General features: G+C 69.3%; 22 protein-coding genes and 1 tRNA gene. 20 read left to right on the forward strand and 3 right to left on the reverse strand.

All coding sequences use genetic code 11. The annotated features are described in order from the left end of the window. Positions 1 to 9 precede the first annotated feature (9 nt). Positions 10 to 1,044: a Ku protein gene (locus ABZ880_RS20555; protein WP_361264684.1), complete on the forward strand. Its 1,035-nt coding sequence runs from the start codon at positions 10 to 12 to the stop codon at positions 1,042 to 1,044. Between the two features lie 650 nt (positions 1,045 to 1,694). Here the strand turns inward: ABZ880_RS20555 and ABZ880_RS20560 are convergent. The 3 genes from ABZ880_RS20560 to ABZ880_RS20570 form a co-directional block, all read right to left on the reverse strand. Further along, complete coding sequence (locus tag ABZ880_RS20560) at positions 1,695 to 2,852, reverse strand: S8 family serine peptidase (RefSeq protein ID WP_361264686.1); 1,158 nt, start codon at positions 2,850 to 2,852, stop codon at positions 1,695 to 1,697. After that, complete coding sequence (locus ABZ880_RS20565) at positions 2,852 to 3,463, reverse strand: hypothetical protein (RefSeq protein WP_361264689.1); 612 nt, start codon at positions 3,461 to 3,463, stop codon at positions 2,852 to 2,854. The genes ABZ880_RS20560 and ABZ880_RS20565 overlap by 1 nt, the downstream gene beginning before the upstream one ends. 783 nt (positions 3,464 to 4,246) lie before the next feature. Continuing rightward, positions 4,247 to 4,318, reverse strand: a tRNA-Arg gene (locus ABZ880_RS20570). Between the two features lie 334 nt (positions 4,319 to 4,652). Here ABZ880_RS20570 and ABZ880_RS20575 point away from each other — a divergent pair. The 19 genes from ABZ880_RS20575 (at position 4,653) to ABZ880_RS20665 (ending at position 26,100) form a co-directional block, all read left to right on the forward strand. Next, positions 4,653 to 5,180 (forward strand): response regulator, encoded by a 528-nt coding sequence (locus ABZ880_RS20575; protein WP_361264691.1) that lies wholly within the window; start codon positions 4,653 to 4,655, stop codon positions 5,178 to 5,180. A 211-nt stretch (positions 5,181 to 5,391) separates the two neighbouring features. Continuing rightward, complete coding sequence (gene nrtL / locus ABZ880_RS20580; protein ID WP_361264693.1) at positions 5,392 to 6,378, forward strand: ArgS-related anticodon-binding protein NrtL; 987 nt, start codon at positions 5,392 to 5,394, stop codon at positions 6,376 to 6,378. A gap of 16 nt (positions 6,379 to 6,394) precedes the next feature. After that, positions 6,395 to 7,786 carry a diaminopimelate decarboxylase gene (gene lysA / locus ABZ880_RS20585; RefSeq protein WP_361264695.1) on the forward strand — a complete coding sequence of 464 codons (1,392 nt, stop codon included), beginning with the start codon at positions 6,395 to 6,397 and terminating at the stop codon, positions 7,784 to 7,786. A gap of 152 nt (positions 7,787 to 7,938) precedes the next feature. Next, positions 7,939 to 9,231 (forward strand): homoserine dehydrogenase, encoded by a 1,293-nt coding sequence (locus ABZ880_RS20590; RefSeq protein WP_361264698.1) that lies wholly within the window; start codon positions 7,939 to 7,941, stop codon positions 9,229 to 9,231. 6 nt (positions 9,232 to 9,237) lie between these two features. Next, positions 9,238 to 10,296, forward strand: a complete 1,059-nt coding sequence (gene thrC / locus ABZ880_RS20595) for a threonine synthase (RefSeq protein ID WP_361264700.1) — start codon at positions 9,238 to 9,240, stop codon at positions 10,294 to 10,296. 284 nt (positions 10,297 to 10,580) lie between these two features. Further along, positions 10,581 to 11,498, forward strand: coding sequence for a homoserine kinase (gene thrB / locus ABZ880_RS20600; RefSeq protein ID WP_361264703.1), 918 nt, complete (start codon positions 10,581 to 10,583; stop codon positions 11,496 to 11,498). Between the two features lie 416 nt (positions 11,499 to 11,914). Continuing rightward, the gene (rho, locus tag ABZ880_RS20605; protein WP_361264706.1) at positions 11,915 to 13,945 is read left to right on the forward strand and encodes a transcription termination factor Rho; all 2,031 of its coding nucleotides are present in this window, start codon (positions 11,915 to 11,917) and stop codon (positions 13,943 to 13,945) included. Positions 13,946 to 14,110: 165 nt separating this feature from the next. After that, complete coding sequence (locus ABZ880_RS20610) at positions 14,111 to 15,913, forward strand: trypsin-like serine protease (protein ID WP_361264989.1); 1,803 nt, start codon at positions 14,111 to 14,113, stop codon at positions 15,911 to 15,913. Between the two features lie 203 nt (positions 15,914 to 16,116). Beyond that, on the forward strand, positions 16,117 to 17,250 hold the full coding sequence (locus tag ABZ880_RS20615) for an LCP family protein (RefSeq protein WP_361264709.1): 1,134 nt from the start codon (positions 16,117 to 16,119) through the stop codon (positions 17,248 to 17,250). 122 nt (positions 17,251 to 17,372) lie between these two features. Then, entirely contained in the window at positions 17,373 to 17,597 is a 225-nt protein-coding gene (rpmE, locus tag ABZ880_RS20620; RefSeq protein ID WP_019753312.1) for a 50S ribosomal protein L31, read from the forward strand. Between the two features lie 105 nt (positions 17,598 to 17,702). Further along, entirely contained in the window at positions 17,703 to 18,779 is a 1,077-nt protein-coding gene (gene prfA / locus ABZ880_RS20625; RefSeq protein WP_361264712.1) for a peptide chain release factor 1, read from the forward strand. A gap of 41 nt (positions 18,780 to 18,820) precedes the next feature. Continuing rightward, on the forward strand, positions 18,821 to 19,666 hold the full coding sequence (prmC, locus tag ABZ880_RS20630; RefSeq protein WP_361264715.1) for a peptide chain release factor N(5)-glutamine methyltransferase: 846 nt from the start codon (positions 18,821 to 18,823) through the stop codon (positions 19,664 to 19,666). A 52-nt stretch (positions 19,667 to 19,718) separates the two neighbouring features. Further along, positions 19,719 to 20,366, forward strand: coding sequence for an L-threonylcarbamoyladenylate synthase (locus ABZ880_RS20635; RefSeq protein ID WP_361264718.1), 648 nt, complete (start codon positions 19,719 to 19,721; stop codon positions 20,364 to 20,366). Further along, positions 20,363 to 21,043, forward strand: coding sequence for a protein-tyrosine-phosphatase (locus ABZ880_RS20640; protein WP_361264721.1), 681 nt, complete (start codon positions 20,363 to 20,365; stop codon positions 21,041 to 21,043). The genes ABZ880_RS20635 and ABZ880_RS20640 overlap by 4 nt, the downstream gene beginning before the upstream one ends. Before the next feature lie 259 nt (positions 21,044 to 21,302). Further along, positions 21,303 to 22,541, forward strand: a complete 1,239-nt coding sequence (gene glyA, locus ABZ880_RS20645) for a serine hydroxymethyltransferase (protein ID WP_361264724.1) — start codon at positions 21,303 to 21,305, stop codon at positions 22,539 to 22,541. 139 nt (positions 22,542 to 22,680) lie between these two features. Further along, positions 22,681 to 24,009, forward strand: coding sequence for an MraY family glycosyltransferase (locus ABZ880_RS20650; protein ID WP_361264727.1), 1,329 nt, complete (start codon positions 22,681 to 22,683; stop codon positions 24,007 to 24,009). 303 nt (positions 24,010 to 24,312) lie between these two features. Beyond that, positions 24,313 to 24,750: a hypothetical protein gene (locus ABZ880_RS20655; RefSeq protein WP_361264729.1), complete on the forward strand. Its 438-nt coding sequence runs from the start codon at positions 24,313 to 24,315 to the stop codon at positions 24,748 to 24,750. A 273-nt stretch (positions 24,751 to 25,023) separates the two neighbouring features. Continuing rightward, positions 25,024 to 25,794: a F0F1 ATP synthase subunit A gene (atpB, locus tag ABZ880_RS20660; RefSeq protein WP_361264993.1), complete on the forward strand. Its 771-nt coding sequence runs from the start codon at positions 25,024 to 25,026 to the stop codon at positions 25,792 to 25,794. Between the two features lie 69 nt (positions 25,795 to 25,863). Next, positions 25,864 to 26,100, forward strand: a complete 237-nt coding sequence (locus ABZ880_RS20665; RefSeq protein WP_361264732.1) for a F0F1 ATP synthase subunit C — start codon at positions 25,864 to 25,866, stop codon at positions 26,098 to 26,100. The last annotated feature ends 34 nt before the right edge of the window (positions 26,101 to 26,134 follow it).

Raw genomic sequence — 26,134 nt, forward strand, 5'->3', positions numbered from 1 at the left:
ATCGAAAGGGTGCTGCACGTGCGATCCATATGGAACGGGGCCATCTCGTTCGGCCTGGTCAGCATCCCGATCAAGCTGGTGAACGCCACCGAGACCCACTCGATCTCCTTCCGCCAGATCCACACGGAGGACGGCGGCCGCATCCGCTACCGCAAGGTGTGCGAACTGGACGACAAGGAGGTGAGCGGGTCGGAGATCGGCAAGGGCTACGAGGACGCGGACGGCACGATCATCCCGATCACGGACGAGGACCTGTCCCACCTGCCGCTCCCGACGGCGAAGACGATCGAGATCGTGGCCTTCGTGCCGGCGGACAGGATCGATCCGCTCCAGATGGACGCGGCGTACTACCTGGCGGCGGGCGGCGCCCCCGCGGCAAAGCCGTACACGCTGCTCCGTGAGGCCCTCAAACGCAGCAACAAGGTGGCGATCGCCAAGTTCGCCCTCCGCGGCAAGGAACGCCTGGGCATGCTCCGGGTGGTGGAGGACGCCATCGCCATGCACGGACTGCTGTGGCCGGACGAGGTCCGCGCCCCGGAGGGCGTCGCCCCCGACACGAACGTCAAGGTCAACGACAAGGAACTCGACCTGGCGGACGCCCTGATGGACACCCTGGGCGAGATCGACCTCGCCGAACTCCACGACGAGTACCGCGAGGCCCTGGAGGAGGTCGTAGCGGCAAAGGCGGCAGGCGAGGCACCCCCGGAGGCTCCGGAGCCGGCACGGGGCGGCAAGGTCCTGGACCTGATGGCGGCACTGGAGAACAGCGTGAAGGCGGCGAAGGAGTCGCGGGGCGAGGAGCCGGAGGAGGCGGAGGTGAGACGCCTACCGGCCCGCAAGTCGGCCCGTGCCACCCCGAAACAGACCACAGGAAAGAAGTCGACGTCGACGGCGAAAAAGACAACAGCGAAGAAAACAACGGCCTCCGCAAAGAAGTCGACGGCAAAGACGGCCAAGACGGCGAAGTCGACGCAGGGGACGAAGAAGACGGCGGCCAAAAAGACGACGGCGAAGAAGACGACATCCCGCAAACGCACAGCCTGACGTATGCGTTGCCACGGCCCTGCGGGACACCGTCGGGTTACTTACGCTCGATCCTCTGCGCACAAGTCTTCGCCACCCATGCCCGCCAACCCCAACGAGCCGGCCCTCCAACGGCGAGAGACACGACGATGGCGCCCCCCCGCCAGAAACACCCAGTTCCCGCCTGGCCGTTCCTGATCGCATCCTGGTTCACGTCGCTGCTCGGCCATGAGAAAGCTCATTTCGTAACGTTGTGACACCGACTCGCCCGCCGCACCCCACTGACGTAGAGACGGGCACACGCCTTGCCATGACGAGGCAGCGTCTGTGGGGAGTTGTTCCGCATCGGATCTTTCGTGATGATCACCAGGGACAACCAGAATCCGGGCGCCCGGTAGCTGGTCGGGACGACGATTCACTGCCATGCACGGGAACCGTCGGCGTACTTCCGTGAACAGCGGTGGCCGGCGCTGCCATAGGTGGACGCCCCGGCGACCAGTGCAGGTATGGCCACGGCCTGTTGCTCTGCCCGGCACGGGGGATGCCAAGGACGATCCCCGCCACGCGCGTCGGCCCGGCTCTCCACGTAGAACTGCCCGTAGCTGACCGGCAGTTCACCGCGATACACGGTCCGCAGCGGAGCCCTCGTAAGGGACGCAAAGGCAAGAAGGTCAGCCCCCGTACCCTCCAGCCGTCATCGTCACCGGCGTCGCCGCACGCCGACGACCGGCCCGGCCGATCAGCACGGCACCCACGACCATCAGCAGTCCCGCACCCGCCGCACCTCCACCCACGGCGACCAGGTCCGTCTCCAGCGCAGGATGCTGGGTCTTCGAGGTGCCGTCCGGAGTGGCGAGGTGCTCCTTGCCCTTGTAGGCGACGGGCGCGGTCTTGTCCGCGGGCGGCTTCGCCGAGGCCCGGACCGCGGCCGCGGCGTCGACGGGGCCGTACCCGACCAGGGGGTCGTGGCCCCCGGACGGGTGCCGGGCCGTGCCGGTCAGGATGGAACGGACCTGAGCCGGGGTCAGCTTGCCGTTGTGGGACAGCATCAGCGCCACGACGCCGGAGGTGAGGGCGGTCGCGGGCGAGGTGCCGCTGATCGGCTCGTAGCCACCGGTGTTCCTGGCGCTGGTGATGGTGACGCCCGGCGCGGCCACCGCGTTGTAGGTGCGCACGGTGGAGAAGGGCGCGCGGGTGCCGTCCTGCTGGAGCGCGGCGACCGCGATCACACCCGGGTAGGCCGCCGGGTACTGGGCGTCGTTGAACTCGTCACCGCTGTTGCCCGCCGAGGCGAGGACAGGGACGCCCTTCCGGGCGGCGTGGGCGAGCGCGGCGGCCTCGTCCTCGTCGTAGTCGTTGCCGAGGAGTTCGCCCCCGATGGACATGGAGATCACGTCGGCGCCGTGGTCGACGGCGTACTCGATGCCTTTGGCGATGGGACTGCCGCCCTTGACGAACTCCGTCTTCTCGTCGTCGTCATTGGTGACCCGGACGGAAAGAATCCTCGCCCTCGGCGCGACCTTGAGAACGTCCGAGGCCATAGCAGTCCCGTGGGCGCCGTACTTGGGATCGCTGGTGCCCAGGCCGTCCCCGATGTAGTCGGGCCCGGTGGTGACCTTCCCCGCGAGCGCCGGATGGTCGGCCACGACACCGGAGTCCAGTACGGCGACGGTGATGCCGTCGCCCTGTGCGACCTGCTGAGCCTGGGCCAGCCCCAGCGACTGGTACTCCCAGCTCCACGGCACCGTCCCGGCCGCACTCGCCGCGCCCGGCACGGCAAGGGTCAGCAGGGCCGCCGTCACGGCCACGGTGATGCGCCGCGCGCTCATCAGGATCCCTCCAGCAGCAGGTCGGTCAGGTGGAGGTTCATGTCGTCGCAGATGGACTTGGCCGCACCGCGCCAGGGGGCACGGTCGTCGCCCGCGTCCCAGTTGTGGCTGCCCCATTCACCGGGCAGATGGCCCGCCTTACGTCCGTCGACGGCACCGGTGGAGGCGATGAGGACGTACGGCAGGGACCCGTCGGTGGCGGTGATGCCGGCCCCGCCGTTGCTGTCCGCGTCGCTCCAGCCGGCCGCGACGGTACCGGGCACGCCGTACGCCTTCACCCCGACCTCGGGATCGAGCTTGTCCGCGTCCTTCTCGAAGAAGGTGGTCATCTCGGTCTTCGAGGCCTCGCCCTTGGGCAGCACGACGATCGCGACGGTGGCGACGGTGTTGCCGGTCGGGTCCACGTACGTGGCCCGCAGCGCCGCCTCGCACCCGGTCTTCTTCACCGCGGCCAGGGTGACGCCGTTGAGCCCGGCCGAGCAGTCGGTGTCCTGGGATATGCCGATACGGTGCCACGCGGCCCGGGAGCTGTCGTCGGACGTCGACTGGGTGCCCACACGCGCGGACAGCGCAGCGGGAAAGAGCGTGTCCGCCCGCTCGTCACGCCACATGACGGGTCCGTAGGCGCCGCGGTTGGTGATCTGCTGACTGTGATTCGAGTACGCGTGACTGACGAGAAACCCGCCACCCAGCATGCCGAGAGCCCCTACGACCCCGAGAAACCCGACGAGACAGCCCCGCCCCGCGCTCCTGCCCGGGGCAGGCGCCGGAACCTGCGGAGCACCGGGCACACCGCCGTAGGCCGGTTGCGGCGCACCATACGGCGATGCGGGTGCGCCGGGCGGCGGCACGGGTGCCCCGTACTGCGGGGGCTGTGTCCCGTACGGCGAGGGTTGCGCTCCGTACGACTGCGGCGGCGCGGCCGGTTGCGGCGGCACCCCCGGATACTGCGCCGGGGCGGCTTGAGGTGGCGGGGCGGGTTGAGGCCAGGGCGCCTGGTGAGGCGGCTGCCCGTAGCCTCCGGCACTGCCGGGGTTCTGGGGCGGCCCGGGGTAGGTCATTGCCCCTCTCCTCATCGTTCGGTGTCGGGTGAGCGGACGCGAGACACGGAGGAGCGAAGACAGCAATGCAAACCGAAACCCAACACTGCCGCCCCGACGCATGCCCCCGCACATGCGAACGCCGATCATATAGACCCCGTTTGATCCCCCATCACCCACCCGCCCCCGCACCACCCGGGGCCGCCCCTGACCTTTGCGTTGGAAAAGGGACAAAGAGGCGCGACGCGATCAGCCCACGACAACACCAAAAAGCGGGACCCAGTCAGACTGGATCCCGCTCTCCACATCAGGCACCTACGCCGACAACCGCACGATCATGCAGGCCAAGGCGAGTGCCCCCGGCAGGATTCGAACCTGCGCACACGGCTCCGGAGGCCGTTGCTCTATCCCCTGAGCTACGGGGGCGTGTCCGCTGCGCTGTGTGCGCGGCGACGGGTAGAACCCTACCAGCTGTCCCGGGGTGTTCATGAACGGGTTTTCCGACGTCGCCCCCGCCGTCACCCCTCGCCGCAGGGCCCGCCGTTACCCCGCCACCCGGGCGCAGAGTCCCCCCCGCACGTGCACCGATTGCCCGGCCGTCCCCTGCGCAAGACAACCCCGCCCCTGCACGAGCGCCCGCCCCCTACTCCGACGTAGCCCCCATTTCCGACACCGCCGCACCCCCACGCACCCCCACCCGCGCACACAACCCCACCCCCGCCCTCCCGACCCACACCCCCGTCCCCCGCCCGAGCCAGAAGTGGAGAAAACCCGGACGCGATGGCCGGTCCCGACCTACTCTCGAGTTGTGCCAGGCGCGTCGGGCCGGGTGCTTGTTGTGGACGACAACAAGGTCATCCGGCAGCTGATCAGGGTCAATCTCGAGCTGGAGGGTTTCGAGGTGGTGACCGCGGCCGATGGTGCCGAGTGTCTGGATGTGGTTCATCAGGTGAGGCCCGACGTCGTCACACTCGACGTCGTCATGCCCCGGTTGGACGGACTTCGTACCGCCGCCCGGCTCCGCTCCGATCCGCGCACCCGTGACCTCCCCCTCGCCATCGTCAGCGCGTGCACCTCCTACGAGGTCGAGGCCGGCCTCGACGTCGGTGTCGACGCCTTCCTCGCCAAGCCCTTCGAACCTGCCGAACTCGTGCGCCTCGTACAGCAGTTGATCGAGCGGAAGAGGAGTGGGCGGAGCGCGAGGGGTGGGGGAGGGGACGCGTCGTCGGGACTCGGCAGCGTGCTCGGCGTAGGTGAGGCCGAGCGAGCCGGACGTGCCGGCGCCTGATCCCGGCCCACCGCGCACTCGCCCGCACACCCCACTCGCCTCCGCACACCCCTCCTGCTCCCGCACACCCCACTCGCCTCCGCACACCCCTCCTGCTCCCGCACACCCCACCCGCTCCCGCCGTGTCCGCAGGCCACCCTCCGTCCCACATCCCGGACCCTCGCCCAAACCGGCTCGCCTACCCACCCCCCTCCTCCCATACGCTTGTCCCGTGACCCCCGTCGAGCTCTCCCGCACCGTGCTGCGCGCGGTGCGTTGTGCTGTCGACGAGGGGGAGCTGAGCGTGGCCCTGCCGCAACGGGTCGTTGTCGCGCCGCCCGGACCCGGCGGCTGTGGTGACTACGCCACCAACATCGCCCTGCAGCTCGCCCGCCCCGCCGGGCAGCCGCCCCGGCGCGTCGCCGAGATCCTGCGGCAGCACCTCGCCCGGACGGACGGTGTCGCCGACGTCGTCGTCACCGGGCCGGGGTTCATCAACATCAGCCTGCAGGGGGCGGCGGCATCGGCATCCGCGGTCTCGCTCATCCGCGAGATCGTCCACGCGGGCACGGCCTACGGGCACAGCGACGCCCTCGTCGGTCAGGTCGTCGAGCTGCGCATCCCGTACGACGTCCGGGCCGAGGTCGTCGCCGACGCCCTCGTGCGCATCGTCGGCTCCCAGGGCGGCCGCGTCGAGCTCGACCACCGCGAGCCCGTGAACCTCCGGCCCGTGCCAGCCTCCGAGGACCCCGCCCCCCTCGGCCCCGACGCCGCCCGCTGGGCCCTGCTCCATCCCGCCGCCCACGACCGGCCCCGTATCACCGCCGACCACCTGGTCCAGCGCGAGAGCAACCCTCTCTTCCGCGTCCGTTACGCCTGCGCCCGCACCCGGGCCCTCAGCCGCAACGCCGCCGACCTGGGCTTCACCCCCGAGCCCGGAGACGTACAGGAGGACACGGCCACTCCGCTCCTCGCCGTGCTCGCCGACCATCCCCGCGTCCTCGCCCGTGCCGCCGAACACCGCGCGCCCGATCGTCTCGCCCGGCACCTCGTCACCGTCGCCGATGCCGTTCTGCCTCTCCTGCCCGCCGTTCTTCCGCGCGGTGACGAGAAACCCTCGGCCGCCCACCGTGCCCGGCTCGCGCTCGCCGAAGCCGCCGGGGCGGTGCTGGCCGGCGGCCTGTCCCTGCTCGGCATCGACGCACCCCAACACCTCTAGAGAGCCAGCCAAGAAGATGAGCCGTTCCGCACACCCCGCCGGGCCCCGTCACGCCGACGTCCTTCCCGAGGGCCACTACTCCGCCCCGCCCACCGACCTCAACGTTCTCGACCCCAAGGTCTGGGCCCAGACGGTCACGCGTGACGAGGACGGTGTGGCCACCGTCGGCGGTATCGACGTGAAGACCCTCGCCGAGCAGCACGGCACCCCCGCCTACATCCTCGACGAGGCCGACTTCCGGGCACGCGCGCGTGCCTGGCGCACCGCCTTCGGCCACGACGCCGACGTCTTCTATGCCGGGAAGGCGTTCCTGTCCCGTGCCGTCGTGCGGTGGCTGCACGAGGAAGGACTCAACCTCGACGTCTGCTCCGGCGGCGAGCTCGCCACCGCCCTCTCCGCCGGGATGCCCGCCGACCGCATCGCCTTCCACGGCAACAACAAGTCCACCGAGGAGATCGAGAGGGCCGTCCGCGCCGGAGTCGGCCGTATCGTCCTCGACTCCTTCCAGGAGATCGTCCGCGTCGCCCACATCGCCCAGTCCCTCGGCAAGCGGCAGCGCGTGCAGATCCGTGTCACCGTCGGTGTGGAAGCCCACACGCACGAGTTCATCGCCACCGCCCACGAGGACCAGAAGTTCGGGATTCCGCTCGCCGGCGGGCAGGCCGCCGAGGCCGTACGGCGTGCCCTTCAGCTCGACGGGCTCGAACTCGTCGGGATCCACAGCCACATCGGGTCGCAGATCTTCGACATGTCCGGCTTCGAGGTCGCCGCGCACCGGGTGGTCGGGCTGCTCAAGGACGTGCGGGACGAGCACGGTGTCGAGCTGCCCGAGATCGACCTCGGGGGCGGGCTCGGGATCGCGTACACGAGTGACGACGACCCCCGCGAACCCCACGAGATCGCCAAGGCACTGACCGAGATCGTCACCCGCGAGTGCGAGGGCGCCAAGCTGCGCACGCCGCGCATCTCCGTCGAGCCCGGCCGGGCCATCGTCGGGCCCACCGCCTTCACGCTCTACGAGGTCGGCACCGTCAAGCCCCTCGACGGGCTGCGTACGTACGTCTCCGTCGACGGCGGCATGTCGGACAACATCCGGACCGCGCTGTACGACGCCGAGTACAGCGTCGCCCTGGTCTCCCGCACCTCCGAGGCCGAGCCCATGCTCGCCCGGGTCGTCGGCAAGCACTGCGAGAGCGGGGACATCGTGGTCAAGGACGCGTTCCTGCCCGCCGACCTGGCACCGGGTGACCTCGTCGCTGTCCCCGCCACGGGTGCGTACTGCCGGTCCATGGCCAGCAACTACAACCACGTGCTGCGGCCGCCCGTCGTCGCCGTGAACGACGGCGAGGCCCGTGTCATCGTCCGCCGCGAGACGGAGGAGGACCTCCTGCGTCTCGACGTCGGGTGAGTCACCCAATAAGAAGGAGGGGGTGGAAGATCTCCTGTCTTCCGCCCCTGTACAAATGAAATAGATGTCTCACGATCCGGACATGGGATAGAAAGTCCCGTCCGGTGAGTGAGACTGGTCGAACCGTAGATGGTAAGAGGAAACGAGGTCGGATGATGCGTACGCGTCCGCTGAAGGTGGCGCTGCTGGGCTGTGGGGTTGTCGGCTCAGAGGTGGCGCGCATCATGACGACGCACGCCGACGACCTCGCCGCCCGGATCGGGGCGCCCGTCGAGCTCGCCGGAGTCGCCGTACGACGCCCCTCCAAGGTCCGCGAGGGCATCCCCGCCGAGCTCATCACCACCGACGCCACCGCCCTCGTCAAACGCGGCGACATCGACGTCGTGGTCGAGGTCATCGGCGGTATCGAGCCCGCCCGCTCCCTCATCACCACCGCCTTCGAGCACGGCGCGTCCGTCGTCTCCGCGAACAAGGCGCTGCTCGCCCAGGACGGCGCCGCCCTGCACGCCGCCGCCGAGGAGCACGACAAGGACCTCTACTACGAGGCCGCCGTCGCCGGCGCCATCCCGCTGATCCGGCCACTGCGCGAGTCCCTCGCCGGCGACAAGGTCAACCGGGTGCTCGGCATCGTCAACGGCACCACCAACTTCATCCTCGACAAGATGGACAGCACCGGGGCCGGCTACCAGGAGGCCCTCGACGAGGCCACCGCGCTCGGATACGCCGAGGCCGACCCCACCGCCGACGTCGAGGGCTTCGACGCCGCCGCCAAGGCCGCCATCCTCGCCGGGATCGCCTTCCACTCGCGCGTACGTCTCGACGACGTCTACCGCGAGGGCATGACGGAGGTCACCGCCGCGGACTTCGCCTCCGCCAAGAACATGGGCTGCACCATCAAGCTGCTCGCCATCTGCGAGCGCGCGGAGGACGGGGGGTCCGTGACGGCGCGCGTGCACCCGGCGATGATCCCCCTGACCCACCCCCTCGCCTCCGTGCGCGGCGCGTACAACGCCGTGTTCGTGGAGTCCGACGCATCCGGCCAGCTCATGTTCTACGGGCCGGGAGCCGGCGGCGCACCCACCGCCTCCGCCGTGCTCGGCGACCTCGTCGCCGTCTGCCGCAACCGGCTCAGCGGGGCAACGGGGCCCGGCGAGTCGTCGTATGCCGCGCTGCCCGTGTCGGGGATGGGTGACGTCGTCACCCGTTACCACATCAGTCTCGACGTCGCGGACAAACCGGGTGTTCTCGCCCAGGTCGCGACCGTGTTCGCCGAGCACGGTGTCTCGATCGATACGGTTCGGCAGCAGGGCAAGGACGGCGAGGCCTCCCTCGTCGTCGTCACCCACCGCGCGTCCGACGCCTCCCTCTCGGGGACCGTCGAGGCGCTGCGCAAGCTCGACACCGTGCGGGGTGTCGCCAGCATCATGCGGGTTGAAGGAGAGTAACCAGCAATGACCCACCAGTGGCGCGGAATCATCGAGGAGTACCGGGACAGGCTGCCGGTATCCGACACCACGCCGGTCGTGACGCTCCGTGAGGGCGGCACGCCCCTCGTGCCCGCGCAGGTGCTCTCCGAGCGCACGGGCTGCGAGGTCCACCTGAAGGTGGAGGGCGCGAACCCCACCGGGTCCTTCAAGGACCGCGGCATGACCATGGCCATCACCCGGGCCAAGGAGGAGGGCGCGAAGGCCGTCATCTGCGCCTCCACCGGCAACACGTCGGCCTCCGCCGCCGCTTACGCCGTGCGCGCCGGCATGGTTTCGGCCGTTCTCGTGCCGCAGGGCAAGATCGCGCTCGGCAAGATGGGCCAGGCGCTGGTGCACGGCGCCAAGATCCTCCAGGTCGACGGCAACTTCGACGACTGCCTCACTCTCGCCCGCGCGCTGAGCGACAACTACCCCGTGGCGCTGGTGAATTCGGTCAACCCGGTGCGCATCGAGGGCCAGAAGACGGCCGCCTTCGAGATCGTGGACATGCTGGGCGACGCGCCCGACATCCACGTCCTGCCGGTCGGCAACGCGGGCAACATCACGGCCTATTGGAAGGGCTACAAGGAGTACGCCGGTGACGGCGTCGCCTCCAGGACCCCCCGAATGTGGGGCTTCCAGGCCTCCGGCAGTGCGCCGATCGTGCGCGGCGAGGTCGTCAAGGACCCCTCGACCATCGCCACCGCCATCCGCATCGGCAACCCGGCCTCGTGGCAGTACGCGCTCGCCGCGCGGGACGAGTCCGGCGGTCTCATCGACGAGGTGACGGACCGTGAAATCCTGCGCGCCTACCGGCTGTTGGCCGCGCAGGAGGGCGTTTTCGTGGAGCCCGCGTCCGCCGCTTCCGTCGCCGGTCTGCTGAAGGCGGCCGAGCAGGGCAAGGTCGACCCGGGCCAGAAGATCGTGTGCACCGTCACCGGCAACGGCCTCAAGGACCCCGACTGGGCCGTCGCCGGCGCACCCCAGCCGGTGACCGTCCCGGTCGACGCTGCGACGGCGGCGGACCGCCTCGGCCTCGCCTGACGAAGCAACCCCGCACCTCCCCGGGGCGTCCTCATCCGGGGATTCCCTGGGAGGGGTGCACAGGGGGCTTACGGTACGCATCGTGCGCCTCCTGTGCGCCCTATGTCGCCACAGAACCTTCCTTCGATAGGCTGTACTGAACCCGCCCGCCGCATATGCCTCGCATCCGGCTGGGTGCCGCGCCGTCTCCGCGGCCGGGAAGCGGTTCCCACGGGCCCCCGGGGCCCTCCCGTACGTATCGAAAGTCTTCGACAATCACGCAGCTCAAGGAGAGTCATCGAGCGATGGCCGGTCCAGCGTTCCGCGCCGCCGCCGTCAGGGTGCGCGTCCCCGCCACCAGCGCCAACCTCGGCCCGGGCTTCGACGCCCTCGGCCTGTCGCTGGGGCTGTACGACGACGTCGTCGTGCGGGTCGCCGACTCCGGGCTGCACATCGACATCGCGGGTGAGGGCAGCGAGACGCTGCCGCGTGACGAACAGCACCTTCTCGTACGTTCCCTGCGCACCGCCTTCGACCTGCTCGGCGGGCAGCCGCGCGGCCTCGAGATCGTGTGCGCCAACCGCATTCCGCACGGCCGGGGCCTGGGCTCCTCCTCGGCCGCCATCTGCGCCGGCATCGTCGCCGCGCGAGCCGTGACCATAGGCGGCGAGTCGAAGCTCGACGACACGGCCCTGCTCGAGCTCGCGACCGAGATCGAGGGCCATCCCGACAACGTGGCGGCGTGTCTGCTCGGCGGTTTCACCCTCTCCTGGATGGAGGCGGGCGCCGCGCGGGCGATCAGGATGGATGCCGCCGATTCCATCGTTCCGGTGGTTTTCGTGCCCGGAAAGCCGGTCCTGACCGAGACCTCCCGCGGCCTGCTGCCGCGTTCCGTGCCGCACGTCGACGCCGCCGCCAACGCGGGCCGTGCAGCCCTGCTCGTCGAGGCCCTCACCAGGCGCCCCGAGCTGCTGCTGCCCGCCACCGAGGACCGTCTCCACCAGGAGTACCGCGCTCCGGCCATGCCGGAGAGCGCCGCCCTGGTGGAGCGACTGCGGGCCGACGGAGTCCCGGCAGTCATTTCAGGAGCGGGACCCACCGTGCTCGCGCTGGCGGACGCCGACAGTGCCGACAAGGTGGCCCATCTGGCAGGCGAGGGCTGGGCGGCGAACCGGCTGGACCTCGACGCGCAGGGAGCGAGTGTGTTGCCGCTTGCCACCTGACACGCGCGGTTGCCGGATTTCGAGAGGGGGAATGTTTGTTGGATCCGGTAGTGTTAACCTCAAGTCTGCACCCGACCCCACCATGGCGAGGTGCTTCGTGTCCCCGTCCGGGACAGACATTCTTCCGGGAGCCTCCCAAGCCGCACTGTGTTCCGTACGACGTACGCGGGCAGTACCTCGTACGCGGGCACTGAGCGACTTGCCGGGCACGCTCCGGAATCGGTGCGACCAAGCCACGTGACACTGACACCCGGTGCCACGGCCCAGGCTTTGGGAAGCGCCATCCCAGATATTCCCTCCGCCACCTTTGGCGGACCACCGCCCCGGCACGGTCCACACAGCAAGGACCGAAGTCGGACAGCACAACCGGTCGCCGAGCCAGACAGGCCGACGTCCGCTCCAGGGAAGGACCCTTCGTGAGCGACACCACCGATCTGATGGGCGCACGTGTCGAGGAGACCGCTGCCGCGCCCGCCACGGACGCCTCCGCGCCTGCCACCGGTGCCGGCTCCCGGCGGCGCCGCGGTACCGGCCTCGAGGGCATGGTGCTGGCCGAGCTGCAGCAGGTCGCATCCGGCCTCGGCATCAGGGGCACGGCGCGTATGCGCAAGAGCCAGCTGATCGAGGTCATCAAGGAGGCGCAGGCTGGTGGTGGTGCCCCGGCGAAGGCCGAGCCCGCCGCAGAGACCAAGCCGAAGCGCCGGGCCACCTCCAAGGCCCGTACGGGCGACGACGCCGCTCCCGCCGCCGAGAAGAAGGCGGCCGCCCCGGCCGAGAAGGCCGTGGCCCAGCAGCAGATCGAGATCCCCGGCCAGCCTGCTGGGGGCCCCTCCCGCGCGAGCGAAGCCGAGCGTGGGGGAGAGGACGTTCCCGCGGAGCGCCGTCGTCGCCGTGCCACGGCCGAGGCGGGCAGCCCCGAGACGGTCACCGCCGAGGCGAAGAGCGAGCCGAAGGCCGAGACGCCCGCCCCGCAGGCGCAGGGCGAGGCCAAGGGCGACGCCGCTGACGGCGACGGCCGCCAGGGCCGCCGCGACCGGGGCCGCGACCGCGACCGTGGTGGCCGTGACCGCGGCGAGCGCGGTGACCGCGGTGACCGCCGCAAGGGCGACGAGCAGCAGGGCCAGGGCGGTCAGCGCCAGCAGCAGAACCAGCAGCAGGGCGGCGGCCGCCAGGACCGCAACGCCGGTCCGCAGGACGACGACGACTTCGAGGGCGGCCGCCGTGGCCGTCGGGGCCGTTACCGCGACCGCCGTGGCCGTCGTGGCCGTGACGAGATGGGCGGTGCCGAGCCGCAGATCGCCGAGGACGACGTCCTGATCCCGGTCGCGGGCATCCTGGACATCCTCGACAACTACGCCTTCATCCGTACGTCGGGCTACCTGCCGGGTCCCAACGACGTGTACGTCTCCCTCGCCCAGGTCCGCAAGAACGGCCTGCGCAAGGGCGACCACATCACCGGTGCGGTCCGTCAGCCCAAGGAAGGCGAGCGGCGCGAGAAGTTCAACGCGCTGGTGCGTCTGGACTCCGTCAACGGCATGGCGCCCGAACACGGCCGCGGCCGCCCGGAGTTCAACAAGCTCACCCCGCTGTACCCGCAGGACCGCCTCCGCCTGGAGACGGACCCCGGTGTCCTCACCACCCGCATCATCGACCTCGTCGCGCCGATCGGTAAGGGCCAGCGCGGTCTGATCGTGGCCCCGCCGAAGACCGGCAAGACCATGATCATGCAGGCGATCGCCAACGCGATCACGCACAACAACCCCGAGTGCCACCTGATGGTCGTCCTCGTCGACGAGCGTCCGGAAGAGGTCACCGACATGCAGCGGTCGGTCAAGGGCGAGGTCATCTCCTCGACCTTCGACCGCCCGGCCGAGGACCACACCACGGTCGCCGAGCTCGCCATCGAGCGCGCCAAGCGTCTGGTGGAGCTGGGCCACGACGTCGTCGTGCTGCTCGACTCGATCACGCGTCTGGGCCGTGCGTACAACCTGGCCGCCCCGGCCTCCGGCCGCATCCTGTCCGGTGGTGTCGACTCGACCGCGCTGTACCCCCCGAAGCGCTTCTTCGGTGCGGCCCGCAACATCGAGGACGGCGGCTCGCTGACCATCCTCGCCACCGCCCTGGTGGACACCGGGTCCCGCATGGACGAGGTGATCTTCGAGGAGTTCAAGGGCACCGGCAACGCGGAGCTCAAGCTCGACCGCAAGCTCGCCGACAAGCGCATCTTCCCGGCGGTGGACGTCGACGCGTCCGGCACCCGTAAGGAAGAGATCCTGCTCGGCAGCGAAGAGCTGGCGATCGTGTGGAAGCTGCGCCGGGTGCTGCACGCGCTCGACCAGCAGCAGGCGATCGAGCTGCTCCTCGACAAGATGAAGCAGACCAAGTCGAACGCCGAGTTCCTGCTGCAGATCCAGAAGACGACGCCGATGCCCGGCAACGGCGACTGAGGCACAGCCTTCTCAAAGGGGCGTTTTCCGTCACACCGGTGACGGAAAACGCCCCTTTGGCGCTGATAGGAACGGGTGCACTCTCGCGCCCCTCCCATCACCTGTGTCCCGGGGGGAACACCCTTGTCCACACCTTCGTCCGGCAGCGGTCGTCACAGACGCCGGATTCGATTCGCGCTGCCCGTTGCCGCCGCCGGTGTCGCCGCGGCCGTCGCCGCCGCGCTGCTGACCGCCTCGGCGAACGCCGCGACCTCCGTGCCGACGCCGACCACCAAGCCGGCCACCAGCTCCGTGTCGACCGCCGAGCTGAAGAAGCGCATCGCGGGCGCTCTCGCCACCGACGGCACCGCGGGGGAGGCGACGCCGAAGTCGTCCTACAGCGCGAGCACCACGGCTTCCACCGGTTCCGACTCCACCGTGAGCCCGTACGTCATCGGCGGCACCGACACCGCCATCACCTCGGCGCCCTGGATGGCGCAGCTCTGGTACTACGACGACCAGGGCACCACCGACGAGAGCGACGACATCGGGTTCTTCTGCGGCGGCACGGTCGTCTCGCCGACGAAGATCCTCACCGCCGCGCACTGCGTCAAGGACGAGGACGGCACGAGCTACAACTGGAAGGCGTACGGCGCCGTCCTGACCGGCACCTCGCAGCTGCCGACCACCGACAGCTCCGGCAACACCGACCTGCACGGCGGCACGGTCTCGCTGCCCCTGCGGCAGTGGAACCACCCGTCGTACAGCCCGACGACGATCAACAACGACATCGCTGTCATCACCCTGGCCACCCCGGTCACGGCGACGCCGATCAGGATGACGACCTCGGGCGACACCGCCTCGTACGCGGGCGGCACCAGCGCCAAGCTGTACGGCTGGGGGCGCACCAGCTCCGGCAGCCAGGACATCTCCGAGACGTTGAAGTCGGCCACGCTGACCATCCACACCGACACCACCTGCTCCGGCGTGTACGGCTCCGACTACATCAAGGGCCACATGATCTGCGCCGGCACGCAGAGCGGCACCGACACCGGCACGAAGGCGGCCTGCAACGGCGACTCCGGTGGACCGCTGGTCGTCGACAACCGGATCGTCGGCGTCGTTTCGTGGGGCGTGACGAACTGTGTGAGCAAGGGCTACTACAGCGTCTTCTCGAAGGTCAGCACGTACATCGGTGCGGCCTACGCGAACGTCGACGACACCAACCTCAGCCGCACCGACGGCAAGGCCGACCTGTGGGTGCGCAACTCCTCCACCAAGGAGGCGTACGAGAAGGACTCCACGGGCAGCGCGTTCGGCGCCCGCGTGTCGGTCGGGTCGTACGACGGTGTCAACCTGGTCCTGCAGACCGACCTGAACCGGGACGGCTACCAGGACCTGGTGGTCCGTCAGAGCTCGGGCGGCGACGTCTACTGGCTGCACTACGTGCCGGCCGGCGCCTCCTGGTCCAAGACGAAGATCTTCAGCGACTGGTCGACCCGGACCCGCATCGTCGCCCCGGGCGACGTCACCGGCGACTACCTGCCCGACCTGCTCTCGGTCGACTCCGGCGGCGCCCTGTGGATCTACCCCGGCAAGGGCAACGGCACCTTCGCCACCCGGGTGAAGGTCGGCACCGGCTGGAACCAGTACAACTCCCTGCGCGGCAAGGGCGACTTCACCGGTGACGGCAAGGCCGACCTGCTCGCCCGCAGCAAGAGCACCGGGGACCTGTACCTGTACAAGGGCACCGGCAAGTCCGGCACGGGCGCCTTCTCGGCCCGCATCAAGGTGCGCAGCGCCTGGACCGGCTACAACGCCTTCGACGCGATCGGCGACGTCAACGGCGACGGCAAGGCGGACTTCCTGGCACGTACGACCGGAGGCACCCTGTACCTCTACAAGGGCACCGGTAAGGCCACGAGCGAGATCTTTGCCACAAGGATCTCGGTCGGTACCGGTTTCCAGCAGTACGACCTCTTCGGCTGAAACCGCTGGTGAGCGTGGTACAGCCGTAAACATTGGTGACGCTCTGTGCCCAACCCTCCACGGGTTGGGCACAGTGCGTTGTGCAACCCTTTCCCGGGTTTCTCCGTCTGACCGGACGGAGCGACGATGGTGCGGTAAGTGCCGTATCGACAGGCCTGTCCCTCACAGCAGGGGGTAACCGACCGGACGAGAACGAGGAGCACATGACCGCCGAGAGCACGCCGGATCCCGGCATACCGGGGGAGCCCGGCACCAGTGGCGCGCGGGGCCGCGCCAAGGGTCGTCGCCGCAAGCCTCGCAGCAAGCGCCGCAAGGGCCTTCTGATCACGGCCTGGACCGCCGCGGGCATCGTCGTGCTGGGCGGTACCGGAGTCGGTTACCTGTACTTCAAGCTCAACGGCAACATCAGGAGCGTCGACATCGACTCGGCCCTCGGCACCGACCGGCCGACGAAGGTCGACAACGGCTCCGAGAACATCCTCGTGCTCGGCTCGGACTCCCGATCCGGCAAGAACAAGAAGCTCGGCGGCGGCACCGACGACGGCAGCGCCCGCTCCGACACCGCGATGATCGTGCACGTCTACAAGGGCCACAAGAAGGCCAGCGTGGTCTCCATGCCGCGCGACACCCTCATCGACCGGCCCGAGTGCACCGACACCGACGGCAAGACGCATCCCGCCGCATCCGGCGCCATGTTCAACACCGCGTACTCCACCGGCGGCGCCACCTGCGCCGTGAAGACCGTGGAGTCGATCACCGGGCTGCGCATGGACCACTACCTCGAGGTCGACTTCAGCGGCTTCGAGAAGCTCATCGACGAGCTCGGCGGTGTCCGGGTCACCACGACCAAGGACATCAAGGACTCCGAGAGCCACCTCGACCTCAAGGCCGGCACGCACAAGCTCGACGGCGAGCAGGCCCTCGGCCTGGTCCGCACCCGGCACGGTGTCGGCGACGGCTCCGACCTCGGCCGCATCCAGCTCCAGCAGGCCTTCATCAAGGCCCTGGTCGACCAGGTCAAGCACGTCGGCATCTTCACCAACCCGAAGAAGCTCTACGACCTCGCCGACACCTCCACCAAGGCCGTGACGACCGACTCCGACCTCGGCTCGGTCAACTCCCTGATGTCCTTCGCCAACGGCCTCAAGGGCATCAGCTCGAAGAACATGCACATGGTCACGATGCCGGTCCAGTACGACCCCGCGAACCCCAATCGCGTGATCGTCCAGAAGGCCAAGGCCGAGCAGGTCTGGACAGCCCTGAAGAACGACCAGGCCATCCCGAAGTCGGCGACCAAGGGCACGGCGACGGGCGAAGCCAAGGGCGTCGTGGAATAGATCGCGCCGACCCCCGGTTTTGGGGGATGGCCCCAGTCCTGGCAGACTGGTACGTCGGCTCCGGTTCACGCGCCCGCATCCCGCGGCTGCGACCCGGCGCCCTCCCGAAACTAGGAGACACCTTGAAGCGCGACATCCACCCCGAGTACGTCGAGACGCAGGTCAGCTGCACCTGTGGCGCGTCGTTCACCACCCGTAGCACGATCTCCAGCGGCACCATCCGCGCCGAGGTCTGCTCCGAGTGCCACCCGTTCTACACGGGCAAGCAGAAGATCCTCGACACCGGTGGCCGTGTGGCCCGCTTCGAGGCCCGCTTCGGCAAGGCTGCAGCCGGCTCCAAGAAGTAGCGAGCTCCAATCCGCCGGTCCACGGCCGCGCCCTTCACAGGCGCGCCGGGACCGGCGTTTTTGGTCGCCCGCCTTCCCTCTCTTTTCGCATTTCAGGAGCCCAAGATGTTCGAGGCCGTCGAGGAACTCGTCGGTGAGCACGCCGACCTGGAGACGAAGCTCGCCGACCCGTCGGTCCACGCCGACCAGGCCAACGCGCGCAAGCTGAACAAGCGTTACGCCGAGCTCACCCCGATCGTCGCCACGTTCCGCTCCTGGAAACAGACAGGCGACGACATCGAGACGGCGAAGGAATTCGCCGCCGACGACCCGGACTTCGCCGCCGAGGTCAAGGAGCTGGAGAAGCAGCGCGAGGAGCTGACGGAGAAGCTGCGCCTGCTGCTCGTCCCGCGCGACCCCAGCGACGACAAGGACGTGATCCTCGAGATCAAGGCGGGCGCCGGCGGCGACGAGTCCGCCCTCTTCGCGGGCGACCTGCTGCGCATGTACCTGCGGTACGCCGAGCGCGTCGGCTGGAAGACCGAGATCATCGACGCCACCGAGTCCGAGCTGGGCGGCTACAAGGACGTCCAGGTCGCCGTGAAGACCAAGGGCGGCCAGGGCGCGACCGAGCCCGGGCAGGGCGTGTGGGCCCGGCTGAAGTACGAGGGCGGTGTGCACCGCGTGCAGCGCGTGCCGGCGACCGAGTCCCAGGGCCGTATCCACACCTCGGCGGCCGGCGTTCTCGTGACGCCCGAGGCTGAGGAGGTCGACGTCGAGATCAACCCGAACGACCTCCGGATCGACGTCTACCGCTCCTCCGGCCCCGGCGGCCAGTCCGTCAACACGACCGACTCCGCGGTGCGCATCACGCACATTCCGACCGGAGTCGTCGCCTCCTGCCAGAACGAGAAGAGCCAGCTGCAGAACAAGGAGCAGGCACTGCGTATCCTGCGCTCCAGGCTGCTCGCAGCGGCGCAGGAGGAGGCGGAGCGGGAAGCCGCCGACGCCCGCCGCAGCCAGGTCCGCACCGTCGACCGCTCCGAGAAGATCCGCACGTACAACTTCCCGGAGAATCGCATTTCGGACCACCGCGTCGGCTTCAAGGCGTACAACCTGGACCAGGTCCTGGACGGCGACCTCGACTCGGTGATCCAGGCCTGCATCGACGCGGACTCGGCGGCGAAGCTGGCGGCTGCATAAAAGGCACGTACGAGCGACCCAGTAAGACACGGAGGACTTGCGTGAACCTGCTGCTCGCAGAGGTGGCACAGGCCACCCAGCGGCTGGCCGACGCCGGCGTGCCCTCGCCGCGCAACGACGCGGAGGAGCTCGCCGCGTTCGTGCACGGCGTGAAGCGGGGCGAGCTGCACTCCGTGAAGGACTCGGACTTCGACGCCCGTTACTGGGAGGTCATCGCCCGGCGCGAGCAGCGTGAGCCGCTGCAGCACATCACCGGGCGGGCCTACTTCCGGTATCTCGAACTCCAGGTGGGGCCGGGCGTGTTCGTGCCGCGGCCGGAGACCGAGTCCGTGGTCGGCTGGGCCATAGACGCCGTACGCGCCATGGACGTCGTCGAGCCCTGCATCGTCGATCTGTGCACCGGCTCCGGCGCGATCGCGCTCGCCCTCGCCCAGGAGGTCCCGCGCTCTCGCGTGCACGCCGTGGAGCTGTCCGAGGAAGCGCTCCAGTGGACGCGCAAGAACGTGGAAGGGTCGCGGGTCGACCTGCGGCAGGGCAACGCCCTGGACGCCTTCCGTGACCTCGACGGCCACGTCGACCTGGTCATCTCGAACCCGCCCTACATCCCGCTGACCGAGTGGGAGTACGTCGCTCCCGAGGCGCGGGACTACGATCCCGAACTCGCCCTGTTCTCAGGGGAGGACGGCCTCGATCTCATCCGCGGTCTCGAGCGGACCGCACACCGGCTCCTGCGCCCCGGCGGCGTCGTCGTCATCGAGCACGCCGACACCCAGGGCGGCCAGGTGCCGTGGATCTTCACCGAGGAGCGGGGCTGGGCCGACGCGGCCGACCACCCGGACCTCAACAACCGTCCACGGTTCGCCACGGCCCGCAAGGCACTGCCGTGAGCACCGCCCCGACTTCCATCAGGCAGTACGTGTACGAGGAGGCCCGCTAGACATGGCACGGCGATACGACACCAATGACGCGACCGACCGTGAGACCGGTCTGCGCGAAGCCGCGTCCGCCGTCCGCCGTGGCGAGCTGGTCGTCCTCCCGACCGACACGGTGTACGGCATCGGCGCGGACGCGTTCTCCTCGGAGGCCGTCGCCGACCTGCTGGACGCCAAGGGGCGGGGCCGCAACATGCCCACCCCTGTGCTGATCGGCTCCCCGAACACGCTCCACGGTCTCGTCACCGACTTCTCCGAGCTGGCCTGGGAGCTGGTCGACGCCTTCTGGCCGGGTGCGCTCACCCTCGTCGCCAAGCACCAGCCGTCCCTGCAGTGGGACCTGGGGGACACCCGGGGCACGGTTGCCGTGCGCATGCCGCTCCACCCGGTCGCCATCGAGCTGCTGACCGAGGTCGGGCCCATGGCCGTCTCCTCCGCCAACCTCACCGGCCACCCGGCGCCGGAGGACTGTGACGCCGCGCAGGAGATGCTCGGCGACTCGGTCTCCGTCTACCTCGACGGCGGCCCGACCCCCGGCAACGTCCCGTCCTCCATCGTCGACGTCACCGGCCGGGTACCGGTGCTGTTGCGCGAGGGCGCGCTGTCGCCGGACGAGCTGCGCAAGGTCGTACCAGACCTCGAGGTGGCCAATTGACGGCCCCTGACGCGGGGCGTGGCATAGGCAACGGGGAAAACGCCGCGGAGATCACGACGACGTTCGTGGGGCTTCCGCGCGACTGCTTCCGCATCCTCCACGTCAGCACCGGCAACGTGTGCCGCTCACCCATGACCGAGCGGCTGACCCGGCATTTCGTGCACCAGCGGCTCGGTGTCCTGGGCGGCGCGCTGATCGTGGAGAGCGCGGGCACCTGGGGTCACGAGGGCGCGCCCATGGAGGCCAACGCGGAGGCCGTGCTGGCCGACTTCGGCGCGGACGCCTCCGGCTTCGTGGGCCGCGAACTGCTCGACGAGCACGTCATCATGGCCGACCTGGTCCTGACCGCGACCCGCGACCACCGCGCCCAGGTCATCTCCATGGGCCACTCCGCGGGCCTGCGCACCTTCACGCTGAAGGAGTTCACCCGCCTGGTTCGCGCGATCGACCCCGCCACGCTGCCGCCCCTGGAGGACGGCGTGGTGGCACGCGCGCGTGCGCTGGTGCGGGCCGCGGCGGCTCTACGCGGGTGGCTCCTGGCCCCGACCGCCGAGGCGGACGAGGTCTACGACCCGTACGGCGCCCCGCTGACCTTCTTCCGGTCGATCGGGGACGAGATACATCTGGCGCTGGATCCGGTCGTCACAGCGCTCACCGGAGTACCTGCGCGCGCTTGAGGCGGCGCCATGAGCCGCCGGACGGAGTCCGGCGCAGCGGCTCGATGCCCGGGAGGCCCGTCTGGGCCGAGCGGTGCGCGTCGGGGACGGGTCGGCGTGGTGGCACGCGCGCGTGCGCCGGTGCGGGCCGCGGTGGTCGCGCCGGATCCGGTCGTCACAGCGCTCACGGGTGTACCTGCGAGGGCGTAACAACCGAGCACCCCACCCGCACCGGGCCTACATTGGTCGTACGTCACCGTCGACGCCCCCGGAGCCCACCATGCCGGTCACCCGTACCCTCGAGGCCGATGCCCTGCGACGGCAGGACCCGGAGCTGGCCGAGATCCTCCTCGGCGAGCTCGATCGGCAGTCGACGACGCTGCAGCTCATCGCCGCCGAGAACTTCTCCTCGCCGGCCGTGCTCGCCGCCCTCGGCTCACCGCTCGCCAACAAGTACGCCGAGGGCTATCCCGGCGCCCGGCACCACGGCGGCTGCGAGATCGTCGACGTCGCCGAGCGCCTCGCCGTGGACCGCGCGAAGGCCCTGTTCGGCGCCGAGCACGCCAACGTGCAGTCGCACTCCGGCTCGTCGGCCGTCCTCGCCGCGTACGCGGCACTCCTGCGCCCCGGCGACACCGTCCTCGCCCTCGGCCTCCCCTACGGCGGCCACCTCACGCACGGCTCGCCGGCCAACTTCTCCGGCCGCTGGTTCGACTTCGTCGGGTACGGCGTCGACGCGGAGACCGGGCTCATCGACTACGGCCAGGTGCGGACGCTGGCCCGCAACCACCGCCCCAAGGCGATCGTCTGCGGTTCCATCGCCTATCCCCGGCACATCGACTACGCCCTCTTCCGCGAGGTCGCCGACGAGGTGGGGGCGTATCTGATCGCCGACGCCGCCCATCCCATCGGGCTCGTGGCCGGCGGAGCGGCGCCCAGCCCGGTGCCGTACGCCGATGTCGTCTGCGCGACCACGCACAAGGTGCTGCGCGGGCCGCGCGGCGGGATGGTCCTGTGCGGGGCGGACCTGGCCGAGCGCGTCGACCGGGCCGTCTTCCCCTTCACCCAGGGCGGCGCCCAGATGCACACCATCGCCGCCAAGGCCGTCGCGTTCGGCGAGGCGGCAACACCGGAGTTCAAGACATACGTCCATCAGGTGGTCGCCAACGCCAGGGTGCTCGCGGCCGCGCTGGCCGCCGAGGGCCTGGTCGTCACCACCGGCGGCACGGACACGCACCTGATCACCGCCGACCCGGCACCGCTCGGCATCGACGGACGCACCGCGCGCGGGCGGCTCGCGGCGGCCGGAATGGTGCTGGACTGCTGCGCCCTGCCGCACGGCGACGCCCGGGGCCTGCGCCTCGGCACGGCGGCCGTCACCACGCAGGGCATGGGAGAGGAGGAGATGGCGCAGATCGCCGTTCTGTTCGGCGCTGTGCTGCGGGGCGGGACCGAAACCCAGAAGGCGCGTGATCAAGTGCGCGAGCTGACCGGTAGATTTCAGCCGTACACCGGCTGAGCGGGGGTACACGCACCTGGTGCAGCCTTCGCGCACAGCCACGCATGCAACCATCGTCGCTACCCGGAAGTCCCCACTGTTATGCGTCCGTCGCTAGGGTGTGGGGCTGAGATGGCCAGCGAGACCTGTGGGGAAGCCTGTGCGTGAATACCTGCTGACGCTCTGCATCACGGCCGCGGTGACGTATCTGCTGACAGGGCCGGTACGTAAGTTCGCGATCGTGGCCGGAGCCATGCCGGAGATCAGGGCCCGTGACGTGCACCGGGAGCCCACTCCGCGCCTCGGCGGGATCGCCATGTTCTTCGGCCTGTGCGCGGGCCTGCTGGTCGCGGACCATCTCACCAACCTCAGTGAGGTCTTCGAGAAGTCCAACGAACCGCGGGCGCTGCTCTCCGGAGCGGCGCTCATCTGGCTGATCGGCGTCCTGGACGACAAGTTCGAGATCGACGCCCTGATCAAGCTGGGCGGCCAGATGATCGCCGCCGGCGTCATGGTCATGCAGGGTCTGACGATCCTGTGGCTGCCGATCCCGAAGGTCGGCACCGTCGCGCTGACCCAGTGGCAGGGCACCCTGCTGACGGTGGCGCTCGTCGTCATCACCATCAACGCGGTCAACTTCGTGGACGGCCTGGACGGCCTCGCCTCCGGCATGGTGTGCATCGCCGCCGCCGCGTTCTTCATGTACGCCTACCGCATCTGGTACTCGTACGGCATCGAGGCCGCCGCCCCGGCGACGCTGTTCGCGGCGATCCTGATGGGCATGTGCATCGGGTTCCTGCCGCACAACATGCACCCCGCGCGGATCTTCATGGGCGACTCGGGCTCGATGCTGATCGGGCTGGTGCTGGCCGCGGGTGCGATCTCGATCACGGGCCAGGTCGACCCCGACGTCATGAAGCTGTTCGCCGGGTCGGAGCGCAACACCGTCCACCAGATGGTGCCGGTCTACATCCCCCTGGTGATGCCGCTGACGATCATCGCGATCCCGGCCGCCGACCTCATCCTGGCCATCGTGCGCCGCACCTGGCGCGGCCAGTCGCCGTTCGCCGCGGACCGCGGGCACCTGCACCACCGTCTGCTGGAGATCGGCCACTCGCACAGCCGGGCCGTCCTCATCATGTACTTCTGGTCGGCGCTGATCGCCTTCGGAGCCCTCGCCTACTCGGTGAACTCGGCGTCCATGTGGATCGTGCTGGGCGTCGTGATCCTCAGCGCCATCGGGCTGCTGCTGCTTCTGCTGCCGCGCTTCACGCCGCGCGCCCCGCGTTGGGCCGAGGCCTTCGTGCCGCCCCGCTACCGCCGCCGCAGGGCCGTGGCCGAGTCCGCGTCGACTCCGGTGCAGGCGGACCCGGCCGAGGAGGAGGAGCGCGCTCCGGTCGCCGCCGGTGTGGCGGGAGTCAACGGAGCGACGGCGCTCGGCGCCCGTTCGCGCTTCCTGGAGAGGCGAAAGGCCGGATCGTCGCGCTGACAGCGGCAAGGTAAGAATCTGACTAGAGCATTGCCAAGTCGTGGGGGAACAAAGCCCCCTAATACCAGACAGAACAACCGCGTTTCTGCACAGACGCGCGCTGTCACTCTCATGTGTGACAGCGAGCACACCTACTAGGTAAAGACCGCATCAAATAGTTTGTGATACGGTTCACGAGAACCCCGGACAGAGCCGAAGGACCGTAGTGCGACGGTCCATTGGCCGTGAATTCCCCTCTCAGTCCGGGACTACGCTCGTCCATGACGACACCCCCCCGCCCCCTGTGAAAGCGGAGTTGCCGCCATGCCGTCCAATGACGCCCGGAACCTCTTGCAGACCGCTGTGCCCACAGCGGCTGTCGGCGCGCTTGTCGTCGCCGTCAGCGCTGCGGTGGCCGGCGGCAAGGGCGCGCTCGGCGCGGCGGTCGGCACACTGCTGGCGATCCTGTTCATGGGCATCGGCCTGTACGTGCTGCAGTGGACGGCAAAAACGCTCCCGCAGTTGTTCCAGGCCATGGGGCTGATGCTCTACGTCGCCCAGCTCCTCCTGCTCCTGATCTTCGTGGCCGTCTTCAAGGACACCACTCTCTTCAACGCGAAGACGTTCGCCGTCTCGCTCGTGGTCGCGACCGTCGTGTGGATGGCTGCGCAGGCTCGTGCGCACATGAAAGCCAAGCTTTTCTACATCGACCCCGACTCGGAGAAGAGTGGGAAGTCCGAGAAGACAGGGTCGTCGTCGTGAGGGGTAGGGGCGGGATAAAGGCTTGTGAGATCTCCTGCTATCGTCCGGTGCCAACTGCGGCATCGCGGGCGCGGGCATCCGAGCTGACGCCTGCTCAAGCGCGAGGCTCGATGCCCCTCTGCCGCCCCCACATCCGTAACACCAGTCCGGTGCCGACTCGCGGCTGCGTGCCGCGCCGACACAACGAGGTTGCCGAACCCATGCGTCACGCCGAAGGAGTCCGCGGTGAGTGCTGACCCGACCCAGCTCGCCTTTGAGTGGGATTGCCGCATCCTGTCCGACAACGGCTGTGGCTTCCCGGCTCCGGGCCTGCACTCGTTCATGTTCAAGCCGATCGTCACGGTCGGCGGGTTCGAGTTCAACAAGGTGATGCTGCTTGCGCTCATCACCACCCTGCTCGTCGTCACCTTCTTCTCGGCGGCGTTCGGCAAGGCCAAGGTCGTACCGGGCAAGCTGCAGATGGTCGCCGAGGCCGGTTATGACTTCGTGCGCCGCGGGATCGTCTACGAGACGCTCGGCAAGCGCGAGGGCGAGAAGTACGTCCCGCTCATGGTCTCGCTGTTCTTCTTCATCTGGATCATGAACATCTGGTCCGTGATCCCGCTGGCCCAGTTCCCGGTCTCGTCGGTCTTCGCCTTCCCGGTGGTGCTCGCCGCTCTCGTCTGGATCCTCTGGGTCTCGGTCACGTTCAAGAAGCACGGCTTCGTCGGCTTCTTCAAGAACGTCACGGGCTACGACAAGTCGCTCGGTGCGGTGCTGCCGCTCGTCATGGTCATCGAGTTCCTCTCGAACCTCTTCGTCCGGCCCTTCACGCACGCGGTGCGACTCTTCGCCAACATGTTCGCCGGTCACCTGATGCTGGTGATGTTCACCGTCGCCTCCTGGTACCTGCTGAACAGCTACATGATCCCGGCCGCCGGCGTCTCGTTCGTGATGACCATGGTCATGATCCTCTTCGAGCTTTTCGTGCAGGCCGTCCAGGCGTACGTGTTCGTGCTGCTGGCCTGCTCGTACCTTCAGGGTGCTCTCGCCGAGCACCACTGAGCCCCCATCCCCACCCCAGTCGTCCGGTGGTCAACCCCCACCGGTCCGTAAAGAGAAGGAAGATTCAGCATGGCTGCCACTGAGACCCTCGCCGCTGTCTCCGGTTCCATCGGTTCCGTCGGTTACGGCCTCGCGGCCATCGGCCCGGGCGTCGGCGTCGGCATCATCTTCGGTAACGGCACCCAGGCCCTCGCCCGTCAGCCCGAGGCTGCCGGCCTGATCCGCGCCAACCAGATCCTCGGCTTCGCGTTCTGTGAGGCGCTCGCCCTCATCGGCATCGTTATGCCGTTCGTGTTCGGTAAGTGATCCACCCTTACTGACACGCATCGACGAAAGGCAC

Origin of the sequence: Streptomyces sp. NPDC047043 (assembly GCF_040644055.1) — a bacterium.
GTDB lineage: Bacteria > Actinomycetota > Actinomycetes > Streptomycetales > Streptomycetaceae > Streptomyces.